Here is a 15,750-nt window from a genome sequence, read left to right as displayed (position 1 = left end):
GGTTCTGGCTCTTATTTGGCCGCGGCTTCACGCCACTGTTTGATGTAGTCCAGACGTTTTTTCGGTTGCAGGTATTCAAGTAATGACTCATCAACCGGGATCGGCTTCAGCGCGCTACCCAGCATTTGGGTCATTCCGTCGATGTCATTTTTACCTTCGATGTCGTTACGGATAGAGGGAATATCGGCCTGGTTGGCGAGTATGTTTTGCCCTTTTTCAGACAGCACATAGTCCAGCCACAGTTTGGCGGCATTGCTATGTTCAGCCTGCTGGCTGATGAAAGAAACTCGTGACAGCACCAGGGTGTAGTCCTTCGGATAGGAGATGCCCAGTGACGGGGCGTTTTTGGCACGCGCTTCGGCGTAAGAGCCGAGGATATTATAACCAATCAGGTTTTCACCCGATGAAACCCTCTCCATCATCGTACCAGTGGACGATTGCACGGCTAACCCGCCTTTCGCCACGTCGGCCAATGTTTTGAAGTAGTTCGGATCGGCCTTGTAATCCAGCACCGATAGCATGAAGCCAACCCCGGATTTTTCGATATCGTAGGTGGTGACTTTGCTTTTGAATTTATCCACCTGGCCTGCAATCAGCTTTGCCAGCGCGGCGTGAGAATCCGGAACCTCGTTCGCTGGGATGAGGCGCTTGTTGTAAATAAACACCACTGGCTCGTAGGTGGTGCCGTACGCTTTGTTGTGCCAGACAGCCCATTTCGGCAGTTGGTTCTGCTCTGCTGAAACATACTCCATCGCATAATCGGTCGCGAGCTTCATCGCGGTATCCATGGAGGAGCTCCAGATGACGTCACCGCTGCCGCCGCCAGCAGCCTGTTCGCTGATATAACGGTTATACAGCTCGGTGCTGTTCATATCGTTATATTCAACTTTGATGCCCGGATAGGTGGCTTCAAAGCCCTGAATCAGCGGCCCCGCCGCTTTGGTATCCGTTGTGGAGTAAACCACGACTTTGCCTTCTTTGGTGGCGGCATCAACCACCTTTTGGTAGTCAGCCGGATACCCCTGCGGTAGCGCGGACAGGGCAGAAAACGACATGAAAACAGCAGCAGAGATCAGAGAGATGCGGAATGTGTTCGTCATTATTATTAACCTTCTGGTTACACTTTGGGAACTAAAAATCAACATAGCGGATGGGAGGGGAGAGACAAGAGGGGAGAGAGAGCCGGCTGGTGGAAATGTGATTGTTGGCGTTGTTTCGGTAATTAACACCATAGAAACCGTGAGCGCGGGGATTTGAGAGAATGGAATGCTCACCGTTGTAGGCCGGATAAGCGAAGCGCCATCCGGCACTATACGGAACACTGCCGGATGGCGCTTCGCTTATCCGGCCTACGGAGTTGTCAGTCAGCCCCCTTCCGATACAACCGCCGCGGATGCCCAATACTCCCATACTGAATCTCAATCACAACAAACCCAATCTCCACGCAGTACTCCAGATACCGACGCCCCGTCGTTTTACTGATCCCCGCCTCCTCGACCACCTGCTCAACCGACCAACTCACCGCCGGATGATCGCTAAAAATCCGCTGCACCCGCGCCAGCGTCGCAGGCTCAATCCCCTTGGTCGACGGCTGCCCCGCAGCCTCCCCGGCAGGCAAATTGAACAGCTTATCCAGCGCGTGCTGATCCACCACTTTCACCTGCCGCAGCGTGTGCTCCAGCAGCATAAAGCGCTCCAGCGAGGCCCGCAGACGGTGGGAAAATACGGGTTTTAGCAGGTAGTCAAACGCGCCGCTGCGCATAGCATGGCTGCAGGTTTGCATATCGCTGGCGGCGGTGATGAATATCACCGAGCACTCAAACTGTTTGAGCAGCGGGCTATCAATAAGCTCAACGCCCTGACCGTCCGGCAAATAGTTGTCCAGCAGCAGCAGACGTGGCTGATGAAGGAGGATCAGTTCGCGGGCCTGTTCCAGCGATCCCGCGATTCCCACGATGCGCAGATGGAAGTTTTGCTCAATAAACTCCCGATGCAACTGTGCGAGATGTGGCTCATCCTCAACAATAACAACCTCAAGAGGGCGGATATCAGTCATGGGAAGGTCCTGTCGAAAGAGAAATCTGGAACGGGATGAAAACCGAAAATACGGTACCCTGCGGGATGTTATCGCTTATTTCGATGCTGCCACCAGCCCGACGAACGTAGCCCGCGACCAGGTACAGGCCAATACCATGTTCTGAACCGGTGAGTTCACTGCTGTCAGTGGGTTTACTGGTAAAGCCTTGCTCAAAAATATGCGGCTTCATGGCCTCATCAACGCCACAGCCCCGGTCAGCCACTTCAATCACCAGTTCGTGGTTGCGATCCGATATATACACTTCCACCGGCGCGGTACGTGCTGGCGTTTTCAACGTGGCATCGACAGCGTTGTCCACCAGATTACCAATTACTGACATCAGCTCCGTTTCGCTCAGCCCTTCCGGTAGGCGCGAGAGCTGACAGGCAGGGTCGAAAACCAGCTCAACACCTTTCTCGCGGGCACCGACATATTTCCCCAGCAGCAGGCCGCACAGCGCCGGAGAGACAAACTGCCTGGAGAGGAAATCCAGCACCCGCTGGGCCCCCTCTGACTGTACCTGAATATAACGCAGCGCATCGTCATAGCGCTGCATCTGCAGCAGACCGACGAGCGTCGCCGTCCAGTTGAGCTGCTCGTGGCGCATGATGCGCAGGTTATCGGCATAGCGGGTCACCTGGCTGAGTTGACTGCTGAGCGTATTGATATCGTTCTTATCGCGGAAGCTGAATACCCAACCGCTTTGGGTGCCCGGCTCGACTTCAATAGCCACGCGGTTGACGATGGTTTCCCGTTGATTCAGGACGGTAATATGATCGTGATGGCGGCTGTCATAAGCGGTATTGCCAGGCGCGAAAAATGACGGCGGCAGTTGAATCACCTCATCCAATGGCTTGCCGAGCAGCGCTTGTTCACTCTGGCGAATATTGAGCATCTCCCGGGCGGCACGATTGATGAGGATGAGCTGTTTATCGGCATTGACCGCAAAGACTCCTTCGTACATGGCCTCCAGCAGCGCTTTTTGCTGTAGCACCAACTGGGCGATATCTTTGGGTTCCAGGCCGAACATCTGTTTTTTCAGCGTACGGGTCAGTAACCAGGAAAAAATAAACAGCAGCAGCAGCAGGGCAAGGCCGTACATTCCGGTGCGCCACAGCAGGCGGGCGTTGATATTGGCGATGTAGGAGGTGAGGTAACCGACGGAGACAATGCCGATTACCTGATGATGGCTATCGAAAATAGGTGCTTTACTGCGTAACGAGACACCGATCCCACCTTTACGCACAGTGATAATGGTTTTGCCCTTCAGTACATCAGCATTGTCGCCGCCGATCATCGGCAGGTTAAGGCGCTCCGGGGATTCTGAGTGGTAAAGATGCTGTTCACGCGCATCACCAATCACAATATAGCTGGCGTCGCTTTCGGCGCGCAGCGGCTGAATCAGTTGTGCGATACCAGGAATATCCCGCTGCTGTACTTTTTCTGCCAGACCGGGAATCAGGGCAATTTCGCTGGCCTGTACTCGCGCGCGTTGGCCCAAATCGTGGTGCAACTGACGGTCGATAAAGTGAAACAGCAATACGCCAAGCAGCGCCAGCAGAAGGCAGGAAAAAGCCACCAGCGAGAGGAACAGCTTTACCTGAAAGGGCAATCTGAGTTTCATGTAGTCCGCAGCGGCCAGAGCAGAAAGGGTCATCTGAAAAGCCTATCATGCGAAAATACGAACCGTAATCGAGGGACGACAGAGTTGTGAACTGCCTACATTCTCCGCGAATTTCTGAGGCAATAAACGGTATGTCGACGATGCGATCCAACGGCTGTATCCATTGAAAATGCGCATCGTTGACGGTGATTTTTTTGGATCTTCCGGTCTATGACTCTGGGTGTCCGTCGATCGCGGCTTTCAGATCGCGATACTCTTCGCATTGGGTGCCGCAGATATTCTTAATGGTTGCCAGCTCCGCTTTCGCCAGGTCGGGGCGGCCTTTAACCATCCATGCTTCCCCAAGATATTCGCGTACTTTCGCATAGTGCGGATCAAGGGCAATCGATCGTTGGTAGTAACTTATCCCTTCATCCGTACGCCCTAGCTTGCGTGTCGCGTAGCCTCGATAGTTCCAGGCTTCACGCGTATTGGGCTGCTGTAAGGTATCGAGTAAATTGATGGCATCCTGATAATGGCCGGTTTTCGCCAGGTGATACGCATACTGCGTTTTATCCTGATCGTCGATCATGCTGCTTTTTTCGGGCAAACATTTTTGGGTTTTGTTGTCGTAAACCTGACCCTTCGGGCATGTTGGTGTGGTGGTATCGTCATTTCCCATGGCGCTGGCTGCAGCGGAGTAGAGCAGCCCGCCTGAGATCAGGCAAATCAACGGCAGTATTTTCGTCATGGCGTGCATCTTCATGGTCCTGTCCTCTCGGTATGAGTGAAGGTTCTTGCATGCTGTAAACCGCACAGCCCATGCTTTATTCATTATCGATGCCTATAAATTGACCTGCCGTTTATTTTTAATACACCGCTTTATTAGCAAAGAAGGAGTAGCCGCTAACGCGGCTGTTGCTGGGTCGCACAGTGAATACCGCCGCCACCGGCCGCGATACCGTCGATATTCAATTGAATAATCTCACGCCCGGTAAATTGCTCCTGCAAAATATCGCGCGTGTTACGGTCCGTGCGTTTATCGCCAAACTCCGGCGCAATGACCGCATCATTACACAGATAGAAATTGATATAACCGGCGGCAAAATCACTGTTCGCATAGCTCTGGCGAATAGTTGATGGTCCTTCCAGCGTGATCACGTTCAGGTGCCGTCCTTTTGCATCTGTGGCTGTGCGTAAGATTTCCAGATGTCGCCGGGTTACAGCGTAGTCAAACGATGTAGGGTCCTGCTCAAGACCCGCTACCACCGTACCCGGATGTGTGAATCTGGCGTAAAAGTCCGTATGGCCGTCGGTAATATCCTTTCCGGCAATACCTGGTAGCCAGATGATCTTATCCAGTCCCAGCAGGCGCTTTAATTCGGCTTCACATTCAACTTTACTGACGCCCGGGTTGCGGTTGGGATTGAGAACACAACTTTCGGTAATAATGGCTGTCCCTTCGCCGTCTACCTCTATCCCGCCACCTTCAAGGATCAAGGTTGAGCGGATAAATTCAGCTTTAGCATAATCTGTGACAAATTCAGCCACTTCGGCATCGCGATCGTGTTCCTGCTTCTCGCCCCAGCCGTTGAAGTTAAATCCAACGCCACCGGGCATGCCGTGGGGGCTTTTCACAAATACTGGTCCGGTATCGCGGATCCACAGATCGTCAATTGGATGAACCAGCAGGTTAACTGATGGCCCACATAGTTTTGCCGCGAGCGCGTGGTCTTCTTCGCGCACCAGCATATTCACGGGTTCAAAGGCGGCAATGGTGTTCGCGACCAGCGCCAGATTTTTCCGTACCACGGGAAGCAGGTGAGGTTCCCAGATCGCCACACTGGCACCAAACGCCATCCAGGTGGCAGCATGAGGTGCTCCTTCATCCGGCATCTGACAGCGGCGGCTCTCTGCTGCGCGGGCAACCTGGCTTAAACTGATACCCGTCATGCTGGCGAGTAGCATACTCGTTGACGTCACCAGGCTCTGCCTGACAAATGAACGTCTTGTTATCATGGGATTAACCTTTGCGTATATTTATCTGATATTGGATGAATAAAATAATAATAGATAATTAATGTTCTGCGTATTTTAAATATTGAATAATAAATAAATTGATTGCGGGTAAGTTTCATGCGGAATATAGCACAGGAGATATTCGTTGCAATCTCTTAGTTTTATATTATGAGTGAAATTGACTACTATTAAAATTTCTCAACTATATATAATTTATATTTATCAGCATGAACATGTGTCACGCCGTTGGCTCTGAAGCCTCGTCTGACGGGCCTTGTCGCGGATTGTGATCTGGCCGGTTGTTCTGTTGTATTTATTAATGCCATGAACCGTGTGGACTATAGTAAAGATGGCCGTTATTTCTCATCATTAATAACCGTGAGTGGGGGATGTGCATGAAGAAGATACTGATGCTGGTCGGAGATTATGTCGAAGATTATGAAACGATGGTGCCTTTTCAGGCTTTGCAAATGCTTGGGCATCGTGTGGATGCCGTCTGTCCGGATAAAAGTCAGGGTGACTACGTTCAGACCGCCATTCACGATTTTGATGGGGCGCAGACCTACAGTGAGAAACCCGGGCATCGCTTCACCTTGAATGCGAATTTCTCTGATGCGCGCGAGGCGGATTATGATGCCTTGTTGATCCCTGGCGGGCGGGCGCCGGAGTATTTACGTCTGAATCCGGATGTCATTCAACTGGTACAAGACTTTAACTCTGCGGGTAAACCTATCGCCGCGGTGTGTCATGGCCCGCAACTGCTGGCGGCAGCCGGAGTGTTAGAAAACCGGACCTGCAGCGCGTATCCAGCGTGTGCGCCAGAAGTTCGGTTGAGCGGTGGGCATTATGCCGATATCGGGATTGACCAGGCGCACGTCGACGGTAATCTGATTACCGCGCCGGCATGGCCTGCTCATCCTGCCTGGTTGGCTAAATTTGTTGAAGTATTAATGAAGTAACGGGTACCGGCTTTGCAGGTCGGTATAACCCATCCGGCTATACCGACTGCAAAAAATTACCGTTGCATGAGTGCGAATACTCCCCAGCCGAGATATTCCCGGGTGAAGGTGACATGGCGTCCCGGTGACGTCCTCAGTTGCTCTCTGACTTCCTGCGCAAAGTCATCATTTGGGTTCGCCTCCAGCCATCGACGCATCGTCAACCACTTAGCGGCTTCGTATCGATCCCAGCCTTCCTGGTCTGCCAGCACCATTTCAACCAGGTCGTAGCCCAGTTTGTCGAAAAACGAAACGAGGTCGGCAAGGGAAAGAAAATCGGCCACCGAGTCGGCTCCGCATGCCTGGGCAATATCTTCTGCGGCGGGCATTTGACGCCAGTACGGTTCACCGATCACGATGATTCCGCCAGGTTTGAGGCTCTTTGCCAGCAGCGTGATTGTCCCGGCGACACCGCCTGCAATCCACGTTGCGCCGACGCAGGCAGCGATATCGCATTTTTCATCCGCGACATAACCTGCCGCATCGTTATGGATAAAGCTCACGCGATCGGTGAGGCCCAACTGTTCCGCGCGTTGTCTGGCTTGTGCGCTAAACAGTTGGCTCATATCAATGCCGATCCCCGTAATGCCATGGTCGCGTGCCCAGGTGCAGAGCATCTCACCGGAACCACTGCCCAGATCCAGAACACGGGTTCCTGGCGTCATACGTAGCGCCTGACCTAATGTGGCATATTTTTGCGCGGTGAACGGATTATGAATGCGATGAGCGCTTTCGCTGATCGTAAAAATCTTGGGAATATCCATCACTCTCTCCTTAGCGATTATCTAACTGGGCGCGAACATTGTTTAATCCGGTGGTGTTGATGCGGTAGGGCTGACCATTGACGGATTTGATCAACTTTTTGGTTCTGAGCTTTTTAAACACCTCAAGCGTGCAGTCGCAGAGCAGCAATCCTTCACGGCTATAACATTCAACGGATGTGACGCGGCCAGCGCTGTCGCGGACGTGCGCAATGCGGCCACCTTTGGCGAGAACGTGTAAGGTACGTTGTTCCTGACGGGATAAATTCATACTGGGAAACCTGTTTAATCATCATGTGCAAAACGTGCAAACACACAGCGGTGTCCGCATTCGATTTCAGCGCATTGATAACCAGTCCGGCCTGATAAGGTCGGCAAACTGATTATCTGATGATGACATTCTCCAGCATCAAAGCCTCGGGTTGAGTTGAAAGGTATTTACACGGTGTATGATAGCAGTGGAATGTTGGATGGGAATCTTGCGCCAGTAAAAGTGTGACCCGCAACGGAAAAATGGCCTGGAAGGACATCCCGTCGCATCGAATAGCTTTAAATTGTTGTAATGTTATTAACATATTAAATCATTAAAATATTTTATAGTTAAATGGCTTTAGGAAATATGAATTTGAGTTATTCTGCACTCTTCGTTCTTATATTACACGCTAATATATTAGCCTGATTTAAGCGTGTCGGGATTGATTGTTTTATTTATGATAAGCAGTATTTATTATAGCTATCGCAGGATGATGTTCTGTAAATTATTTCTGTTTAAGAATTCTCTCTATGGTGAGAAATGTGTATACTTGTTTCTGCAAGAGACTCTTCTGTTATCATTAAAATTATAAGTATGTCCTTTACACCCGTATTTCCTCTACTCTGTATCTCTTCTCAGGGTAGAGGTTTTTTTACCTGTAATTCATCGGGTAGCACCTATTAATAATAATTTAACACCGTGCCAGGTGTTATTATAGCTACTATGACTAATGATGCCGGATATCATGATTTTATAATAGTACCGCGGCGTTTCTATTCCGTAATGAATTGTTCAGCTATCCCTCTGTTTACCAGGGTATAGTATAGTGGCGCTTATAATTGTCTGTTTTTCAGCGTGATATGTTTTTCTTGTCGTTGGGATAAATGTGACCTTGCTCATGGATTTTAATGCACTAAATGGCTATTTCTAGAGAAGTGCAAACGGTTGCACGTAGCTGTAATGGTATTCGTTCATTAAAAAAATATAGCGATGGTTTGCCTTGTGTCTTTATAGGATATGGAGACTTAAATGATTTCCATTATCTCTTGGGTAGACGGAAACTGTTATGGCTTCTGTTAGCTTAACACCATGTAAAATAGTCGTAAAAACAAGCAGGGAATATGATGTGATCATCAAAAAGGCGATTTTTGATTACAAGCATAACGATCGGTTTTTTATCTTCCTTAATATAAATCGTTGTCAGAACACTCATGAGATCAGTGGTCTGGGATGAGCGCTGATTTTATTTGACACTTCAGATGTATCCCTCTCTCGCTGCATGCAGGTATCTCCTCGCAGTACCCCATGAATGAAACATTAAAGGATGTCCCACAATGGATATTGTTGAACGCTTTATTAACTACACCAAAATCAATACCACAACCTCACGGGAAAATGGCGCAAATGGCATCATGCCGTCTTCCCCAGGCCAAATGGTGCTGGCAAAACTGCTCGCAGCAGAGCTTGAAGTATTAGGGATGCAAAACATTGAAGTCAGGGATACGGCGATTGTAACGGCAACATTACCTGGAAATACTGACGATAATATTCCTGTCGTTTCCTTTTTTGGACATCTGGATACCAGTGCCGAACAGACTGCAGACACGCATGCGCAACGCCTTCACTATAGCGGTGGCGATTTATGCCTGAACAAAGAACATAATATCTATCTGCGCGAAAGTGAATTTCCAGAACTGAAAAACTATATCGGTGATGACCTGCTCGTGACGGATGGAACCAGCCTGTTAGGTGCTGATGATAAAGCTGCCATCGCTGCCATCATGAATGCCATACAGTATCTGGTTGCACATCCGGAGATTAAACATGGACCGGTGAAGGTCGGTTTTGTTCCTGATGAAGAGCAGGGGCTACGGGGTGCCAAAGCTTTTGATGTTGCCGCGTTTGGCGCAAATTTTGGCTATACCCTAGATTGCTGCGGCATAGGTGAGTTTGTCTATGAAAACTGGAATGCAGGCGATGCGGAAATTATCTTCACCGGTCAATCTGCGCACCCAATGTCAGCTAAAGGTAAACTGAAGAATTCTCTGCTGATGGCGCATAAGTTTATTGCGATGCTGCCGGGCGGAGAAGCACCTGAATATACGGAAGGTCGTGAAGGATATTACTGGGTAAAACAGCTGCAGGGTAACAGTGCCCGTACCGTACTGAAACTGGATATTCGCGACTTTAGTGAAGAAGGTTATAAGTCCCGTATGGCATTTATTCGCCAGCTTGCAGTAAGTGCCTGTGCACTATGGGGCGAAAATAGCGTGGTCTGCCATTTAACCGATCGCTATGCGAATGTGTTTAATAGCCTGCAGGGCGATTCGCATTATCCTATTGATATTGCTATGCGTGCTTATCAGAAATGCGGAATCACTCCGCAACCTGTCGCCATGCGTGGCGGGTATGATGGCGCGGTTCTGTCGCAGAAAGGGTTACCGTGTCCGAATATTTTTACCGGTGCGCATAATTTCCATTCAATTTATGAATACTTGCCGGTGCGATCGCTACGGGCAGCCAGTGATGTTGTGGTCGCAGTTATTGAAGAAACCTACGCTGAGTTCGCCGAAGGGAGAACTCAGTCATGATTCAGGTAATAATTGCCCTTCTGGTTATCGTTGTGGTCGCTCGTCTGATCCTGAAGGGGTACCGGGCCGAACCCGTGTTATTTATCGCGGGTCTGGTGCTAATGATTTGTACCGGATTAACCGGATGGGGCTCCGTATTGCCGAAGGGGGTTGCCAGTACCGGGATTGCTTTTCTCGATCCATTTGAAGTTATGCGCGATCTGTTCAGCACACGTGCAGCCGATCTCGGTCTGATGATCATGGCGTTGATGGGATTTGCTCACTACATGGATCATATCGGGGCAAATGAAGCGGTGGTGCGCGTGGTGACGAAACCGTTACGGGCACTGCGATCTCCTTATATTCTGCTGTTTTTTTCCTACCTGCTTGCCAGTCTCCTGCAACTGGCCATCCCTTCAGCGACCGGGCTTGCCGTGTTACTGATGGGGACAATGTTCCCGATTATGCTGGGCCTGGGGCTCTCTGCGGCTTCGGCCGCCGGGGTCATCGCCACCTCGCTGGGGGTGGCATACACCCCAACAGCGATTGATGCCATCAGGGGAGCGAAAGCAGTCAATATGGATGTGGTGGAATACGTTGTTTACCACCAGGGGCCAGCAGCGCTTGCAACCGTACTGGTTGTCGGCGTTTGCCATTTTTTCTGGCAACGTCATTGCGATCGCAACGCGGGGACGTTACCTCGGGAAATCGGGAGCGCTGAGATTGTCGATTCAGGAAAGGCGCCGGCTTTTTATGCTGTGCTTCCCATGCTGCCTATACTGATGGCGGTAGGATCATCCGCGATGTTTGTCAGTGGAATTAATCTAAACATAATCACCATCGTGCTTATCGCAATGGCTATTTGTATGCTGATTGAATGGATACGAGCGCGTGATTTAAAGTCGGTGTGTGAAGGGTTCAGCCATTTTCTGAAAGGAATGGGCGCGGCGTTTACCGGTGTTGTGGGCCTGCTGGTCGCAGCCGGAGTTTTCGCGCATGGCATCAAAGTCATTGGTGCCATTGATCAGTTAATTTTGATGGCAGAACATGTCGGATTACCACCCTTTGCGATGGCCGTCGTCTTTGCGCTGGTGACGCTTGCGGCAGCAATTATTATGGGCTCGGGGAATGCGCCATTCCTGGCATTTGTTGAGTTAATCCCACAAATTGCCGCGAGCATGGGCGCTAACGCGGTTGCTATGATCCTACCTATGCAGCAGGCATCACATATGGGGCGGGCTATTTCGCCGGTATCCGGTGTTGTTATTGCGGTTTCAAGTGGGGCAAAAATTACACCTTTCGATGTAGTTAAACGTACTGCTGTACCGCTTATTGTGGGCTTTGTCACCCATACTTTGATTATCGGTATTTTCTATTAGTCGTAACTGCTGCAAGCAAACCTCCGGGGCACGGAGGTTTGCTTGATAATGTTATTTATAATCTCAAATAAAACTGGTTGTCATAAGTTATTATTTGTTTTCATCTTTATCGCATTATTCTTATTGTTCTACCACGGTATCGTATATAGATGAATAATTAAGGAAGGTAATATGTTAATCTGGCGTTTTTTATACGTGAGAATTAATTAATCTGGATCATATTATGCTGGTTTTAATTGTAGTAGTTTTTTAAATGAAGTGATGCCAAGTCCAAATGTGATAACGATTTATCTGGGTGGGTTTTAAGTGGTCAGTGATTTAGGAAAGATCAGCGCATCGAGGCACAATTACCAGGATGAACTTGAAACGTTTACCTGGAGTGCATTAGTTGCCGTGGGTATCGCAATACAGGACCAAAAGATTTACTCTAAAATATCAGAGCATCTCTTCATTATGAACTGGCTGGCGATTGCGAAAAAAAGGAAGATATTTTCAAAAACTATCGCCAACGAACTTCAGTGGTTAATAGAAGAGGGGAAAAGGAAAAGCATTAATGCCCAACTTAAATTTAAGATAGAGTATTTATATGCTACATCAAGTGGTGATGTCACAATGCAGAGTTACTATTTTAAATTTACTCATGTTATTGAAAATCTAAGGAATAATGGCTGGGAGAGTTTTCTTCTCACACCCGGGAAATGGCGTGATTTGAGTGAAGATGTTAAGGTTCGCAAAGGCAATTTTATTTTTATGGATGACACCCGACTTCAGGAGTGCTTTGGTACTCAGGGCGAGATATTAAAACCTTTCTGTCTTCGGGTTTATGGTGATGTCGAATTTGCAAAGTCGCTGTTCATCAAAAATAATCTTCCGGTTGAGTTTGTAAAGCATACTTCAAATGAGTTTTACTACTTTTATTTTAATCTGGATGGGTGATGAACACTGGCGATACATAAATGAAATTTGCCAGTCATAATACGTTGTTGTAGCCAGATTTTACATTCTGAGATATAAATCGCGATAGAGGGATTGGGGATGTTTACGCGAAAGTTAACGATCACGACTGAATGGATAAAGTTATCTGATGTTCCTGACCGCGTGTTCATCGCTTTTCGAGGGGTAATCGAAATATGCGAAAGTTCATCTGTTCCTGACGACAAGACTCCCCTGCTAAGGTTGGAAAATGAAATGGCGATTATCACGGTTGACGCATTATCCTGGGTCAGAGTTCCGGCAGAAAGTCGGGGAAATATTACGGTATATATTCTCTGATGTGCTGAATATTAACACCGATAAATTACATCAGACATCGGTAAAATCATCATGACCTGATTATGCGGGCTACAACATTCGTATTGCATTGGTGTTATAGATAATGCCAAACACCGCTACCGCCAGCAGGAACAGGGATGAGATAAAAACGCTGTATCTGACAAACCGCGTGGGCATCCAGCGTTTGAAAATCACGATATAAAATGACAGAACGGCAACGTCAAAAATGATCCATACCAGCGTGAGTATCAGCATGCTGGTGGCGAAATTATGTGTAATGGTGATGAACTGTGGAAAGAATGAAACGAAAAACAGAATATCTTTCGGGTTTGATACGCCAATCAGAAAACCGTTGATAAATCCCCCATGAGACGGCTGGCGAGAGTCTTCGCAGGCGGCTTGATTTCTTGCCCACAGACTGCAAAACGCGCTATAGCCGATATACAGCGATCCGGCGAGACCCAACACACACAGCAGCAGAGGAGAGAGTGATACCACCCCCGCCAGCATCAGCGCAGCGATCGCAAGCAAGAGCAATGAAGCACCGTTAGTTCCGCATAGCGTCATAAAGGCCTGGCGATAGCCGTACTGTGCCGCCGTCGCGGTAATCAGTGCCACAACAGGACCAGGCGTTAGCAACAGTGTTAGCACCGAGAGGCTGTATACAGCCAGTAAAGCGAGATTCATATCTGATGATCCTGACGTTATTTTTCATCAGTATTCCGCTTGCGTGTCACATTGAAAAACGAATAAAACTGCGCTCTACTGTGAGTAAAACTCAACATAGAAGCCGATGATGACGCTACCTCCGTTGTATGCCCTGAGGGCTTTTGAAGCCGCAGCTCGTCTGGGATCGTTCAGCAAAGCAGCTATTCAACTTAACGTGACTCCGGGCGCGGTAAGCCGTCATATTCGCACGCTGGAAGCCTGGTTTGGCTGTGAGCTATTTATCCGCAGCGGCCCGCGTATCGAGATAACACCTTCTGGCCAAGGGTTAGCACAGCAGTTGACGGCTGGGTTTCAGAGTTTAGAACATGCCTGCCATGCTTTTCGTAGCAGCAGTCATGAGCTGCGGTTGAAAGCACCCTCAACGTTGACCATGCGCTGGCTGCTGGATGTGCTGCGGCATTTCCGGGAAGCCCATCCAACGCCGGTGATTGAAATCTCCAGTGTGTGGATGGACACCGATTCCGTCGCATTCAGTCGCGAACCGTATGACTGTGCAATCCTGTTGGGGAATGGTTATTTTGGCGAGGATACGGACAGTCGTTTGCTGTTTCAGGAGTGGCTAATCCCGGTCTGTGCGCCTGCGTTGCAGGCTCAGGCGCAAAGTGATATCGCCGCCTGTGAATTGATTCATCCTTCCGCCGATCGCCGCGACTGGCGTCGCTGGCTGCAGCGTACCGGGGCGTTTCCTGCGTTGAACCTGGCACGTGGCAACGTGTTCGACACCCTGGAGCAGGGGAGTCTTGCGGCAATGAGCGGGCATGGGGTAGCGGTCGCCGATCTGCTATTAAGCCTGACGGCTATTGAGAGTGGGATGCTGGCGTTACCGTTTAAACAGGTGGTCGCGACAGGGGACGGTTATTATCTCGTCTGGCCAAAAGCGTCAACCCGGCTTCGAAATATTGAGTTGCTGTATCGCTGGTTAAAAGAAGCTGCGCCTGAGGCTGACATAGCAGAACTGCTCTGGCTGGAGTAACCCGCAGAACACCATATTGATAACAATTCTCATTATTATTGTTGTGTTGTGCGGGTAATGGTAATGTTGCCACCCATCGTACGTTGCAAATTCCATTTCTTGTGCAGAAGACAGCATGAACAACACCACCATCCAGAATACATCCGGACGTTTTACCCGCACCTTCTCCGTCAGTGAGTTTAGGGACTTTGGTGAGCGTTACGGGATCGATTACCGTTTTCCGTTGCTGGCGCAAAAAACGGGTCTTCCGTGTTCCAGTGCTGTATTGCAAGGGGAAGTAGAGGAGATGATGCTCCCTTGCGGGATGTGCGTCACACACTCTGATGTACAGGTGCTGCAACCGTATGAAACTACCTCCCGGCACAGTAGCCCCTTGTATATGCTGGTGGTGCTGGAAGGTTGCGTGATACTGACGCTCAACGGGCAGGAACATGTGGTACGTTCCGGCATGGCGTTTAGTTCGCGTCTGAGTGAACGCCAGGCAATGAGCGCCCGTCACCCTGCCGACTGCAAGCTACGGACGCTATCACTCGGGTTGTATCCTGACGGAGCATGGCGCAAAGGATTACTTGAATCCCTCATGCGTGAGTGGGAAAACTGTCAGACGCCAACGCTTATTTGGCAGGTGCCGGGGTTTTTACTCAGCGGATTACAGTATGCGCAGCAGGGCTCACTTAGCCATGTTTCCCGCCAGTTGATGCTGGAAGGACTGATTTTACAATTATTTGGTCACGGTCTCAGCGTTTGTCAGGTGGAAAGCGGCAAATGCCTCGCCGCCAGTGGCGAACAGCAGCGGCTGGAAAGGGTGCGCCGTCTGTTGGAGCAATCCCCTGAAAATGACTACACGCTTAACGAGCTGGCGCAGCGCGCAGCGATGAGCCCCAGCAGTTTGCGCAGCAAGTTCCGTGCGGCATATGGCTGCTCCGTTTTTGACTACCTGCGCGACTGCCGTCTGGAACGTGCGCGCGGCTATTTACTGGAAGGATACAGCGTACAGCAGGCGGCCTGGATGTCGGGTTATCAGCACGCAACTAACTTCTCTACCGCTTTTCGTCGTCGCTATGGCTTCCCGCCTGGTGATGTTCTCAAACTTTGCTAATCCATTTTCCCGTTTTA

Annotated in this window: 14 protein-coding genes; 6 read left to right on the top strand and 8 right to left on the bottom strand. The window is 49.7% G+C overall.

Features of this window, described 5'->3' with window-relative positions:
• Positions 1-11 precede the first annotated feature (11 nt).
• The 5 genes from HV041_RS15615 to HV041_RS15595 all read right to left on the bottom strand — a co-directional run bounded on the left by HV041_RS15615 (position 12) and on the right by HV041_RS15595 (position 5,699).
• Entirely contained in the window at positions 12-1,100 is a 1,089-nt protein-coding gene (locus HV041_RS15615; RefSeq protein ID WP_121584249.1) for an ABC transporter substrate-binding protein, read from the bottom strand.
• Between the two features lie 260 nt (positions 1,101-1,360).
• Positions 1,361-2,056, bottom strand: a complete 696-nt coding sequence (locus tag HV041_RS15610) for a response regulator (RefSeq protein ID WP_061067355.1) — start codon at positions 2,054-2,056, stop codon at positions 1,361-1,363.
• Positions 2,049-3,701, bottom strand: coding sequence for a sensor histidine kinase (locus HV041_RS15605; RefSeq protein WP_165712964.1), 1,653 nt, complete (start codon positions 3,699-3,701; stop codon positions 2,049-2,051). The genes HV041_RS15610 and HV041_RS15605 overlap by 8 nt, the downstream gene beginning before the upstream one ends.
• A 208-nt stretch (positions 3,702-3,909) precedes the next feature.
• Positions 3,910-4,446: a tetratricopeptide repeat protein gene (locus HV041_RS15600; protein ID WP_061067356.1), complete on the bottom strand. Its 537-nt coding sequence runs from the start codon at positions 4,444-4,446 to the stop codon at positions 3,910-3,912.
• Between the two features lie 140 nt (positions 4,447-4,586).
• On the bottom strand, positions 4,587-5,699 hold the full coding sequence (locus tag HV041_RS15595; protein ID WP_182294245.1) for an agmatine deiminase family protein: 1,113 nt from the start codon (positions 5,697-5,699) through the stop codon (positions 4,587-4,589).
• Between the two features lie 389 nt (positions 5,700-6,088).
• On the opposite strand from HV041_RS15595, the gene HV041_RS15590 reads away from it, so the two are divergent.
• Positions 6,089-6,658, top strand: a complete 570-nt coding sequence (locus HV041_RS15590; protein ID WP_048212523.1) for a DJ-1/PfpI family protein — start codon at positions 6,089-6,091, stop codon at positions 6,656-6,658.
• A 56-nt stretch (positions 6,659-6,714) separates the two neighbouring features.
• Here the strand turns inward: HV041_RS15590 and HV041_RS15585 are convergent, their stop codons facing one another.
• Together HV041_RS15585 and HV041_RS15580 are read right to left on the bottom strand one after the other, a co-directional pair.
• Entirely contained in the window at positions 6,715-7,461 is a 747-nt protein-coding gene (locus HV041_RS15585) for a class I SAM-dependent methyltransferase (RefSeq protein ID WP_101742735.1), read from the bottom strand.
• 10 nt (positions 7,462-7,471) lie between these two features.
• A complete protein-coding gene (locus HV041_RS15580) occupies positions 7,472-7,729 on the bottom strand; it encodes a YjhX family toxin (RefSeq protein WP_048212521.1) in 258 nt (85 codons plus the stop codon).
• A 1,316-nt stretch (positions 7,730-9,045) separates the two neighbouring features.
• Here HV041_RS15580 and pepT point away from each other — a divergent pair.
• The 3 genes from pepT to HV041_RS15565 all read left to right on the top strand — a co-directional run bounded on the left by pepT (position 9,046) and on the right by HV041_RS15565 (position 12,596).
• Positions 9,046-10,302 (top strand): peptidase T, encoded by a 1,257-nt coding sequence (pepT, locus tag HV041_RS15575; RefSeq protein ID WP_061067361.1) that lies wholly within the window; start codon positions 9,046-9,048, stop codon positions 10,300-10,302.
• Complete coding sequence (gene dcuC, locus HV041_RS15570) at positions 10,299-11,660, top strand: C4-dicarboxylate transporter DcuC (RefSeq protein ID WP_061067362.1); 1,362 nt, start codon at positions 10,299-10,301, stop codon at positions 11,658-11,660. Before pepT ends, dcuC begins: the two co-directional genes overlap by 4 nt.
• A gap of 306 nt (positions 11,661-11,966) precedes the next feature.
• Positions 11,967-12,596, top strand: coding sequence for a DUF2913 family protein (locus HV041_RS15565; protein ID WP_086523594.1), 630 nt, complete (start codon positions 11,967-11,969; stop codon positions 12,594-12,596).
• 405 nt (positions 12,597-13,001) lie between these two features.
• Here HV041_RS15565 and HV041_RS15560 read toward each other — a convergent pair whose 3' ends face one another.
• The gene (locus HV041_RS15560) at positions 13,002-13,619 is read right to left on the bottom strand and encodes a LysE family translocator (protein ID WP_121584251.1); all 618 of its coding nucleotides are present in this window, start codon (positions 13,617-13,619) and stop codon (positions 13,002-13,004) included.
• A gap of 109 nt (positions 13,620-13,728) precedes the next feature.
• Here HV041_RS15560 and HV041_RS15555 point away from each other — a divergent pair, with 109 nt between their 5' ends.
• A complete protein-coding gene (locus tag HV041_RS15555) occupies positions 13,729-14,634 on the top strand; it encodes a LysR substrate-binding domain-containing protein (RefSeq protein WP_121584252.1) in 906 nt (301 codons plus the stop codon).
• Positions 14,635-14,749: 115 nt separating this feature from the next.
• On the top strand, positions 14,750-15,733 hold the full coding sequence (locus HV041_RS15550) for an AraC family transcriptional regulator (protein WP_048212515.1): 984 nt from the start codon (positions 14,750-14,752) through the stop codon (positions 15,731-15,733).
• Positions 15,734-15,750: the final 17 nt, after the last annotated feature.

Source organism: Citrobacter sp. RHBSTW-00029, from assembly GCF_014104295.1.
GTDB classification, from domain to species: domain Bacteria; phylum Pseudomonadota; class Gammaproteobacteria; order Enterobacterales; family Enterobacteriaceae; genus Citrobacter; species Citrobacter youngae.
The sequence above is the reverse complement of the archived record's forward strand: the minus strand, read 5'-3'. Positions and strand labels throughout refer to the sequence as shown.

Bases quoted from the DNA above. Each gene is read 5' to 3' on its own strand.
- HV041_RS15585 (WP_101742735.1), bottom strand. From the start codon at position 7,461: ATGGATATTCCCAAGATTTTTACGATCAGCGAAAGCGCTCATCGCATT.
- HV041_RS15590 (WP_048212523.1), top strand. From the start codon at position 6,089: ATGTGCATGAAGAAGATACTGATGCTGGTCGGAGATTATGTCGAAGAT.
- HV041_RS15550 (WP_048212515.1), top strand. From the start codon at position 14,750: ATGAACAACACCACCATCCAGAATACATCCGGACGTTTTACCCGCACC.
- pepT (WP_061067361.1), top strand. From the start codon at position 9,046: ATGGATATTGTTGAACGCTTTATTAACTACACCAAAATCAATACCACA.
- HV041_RS15580 (WP_048212521.1), bottom strand. From the start codon at position 7,729: ATGAATTTATCCCGTCAGGAACAACGTACCTTACACGTTCTCGCCAAA.
- HV041_RS15600 (WP_061067356.1), bottom strand. From the start codon at position 4,446: ATGAAGATGCACGCCATGACGAAAATACTGCCGTTGATTTGCCTGATC.
- HV041_RS15615 (WP_121584249.1), bottom strand. From the start codon at position 1,100: ATGACGAACACATTCCGCATCTCTCTGATCTCTGCTGCTGTTTTCATG.
- HV041_RS15605 (WP_165712964.1), bottom strand. From the start codon at position 3,701: ATGAAACTCAGATTGCCCTTTCAGGTAAAGCTGTTCCTCTCGCTGGTG.
- HV041_RS15610 (WP_061067355.1), bottom strand. From the start codon at position 2,056: ATGACTGATATCCGCCCTCTTGAGGTTGTTATTGTTGAGGATGAGCCA.
- HV041_RS15555 (WP_121584252.1), top strand. From the start codon at position 13,729: ATGACGCTACCTCCGTTGTATGCCCTGAGGGCTTTTGAAGCCGCAGCT.
- HV041_RS15560 (WP_121584251.1), bottom strand. From the start codon at position 13,619: ATGAATCTCGCTTTACTGGCTGTATACAGCCTCTCGGTGCTAACACTG.
- dcuC (WP_061067362.1), top strand. From the start codon at position 10,299: ATGATTCAGGTAATAATTGCCCTTCTGGTTATCGTTGTGGTCGCTCGT.
- HV041_RS15595 (WP_182294245.1), bottom strand. From the start codon at position 5,699: ATGATAACAAGACGTTCATTTGTCAGGCAGAGCCTGGTGACGTCAACG.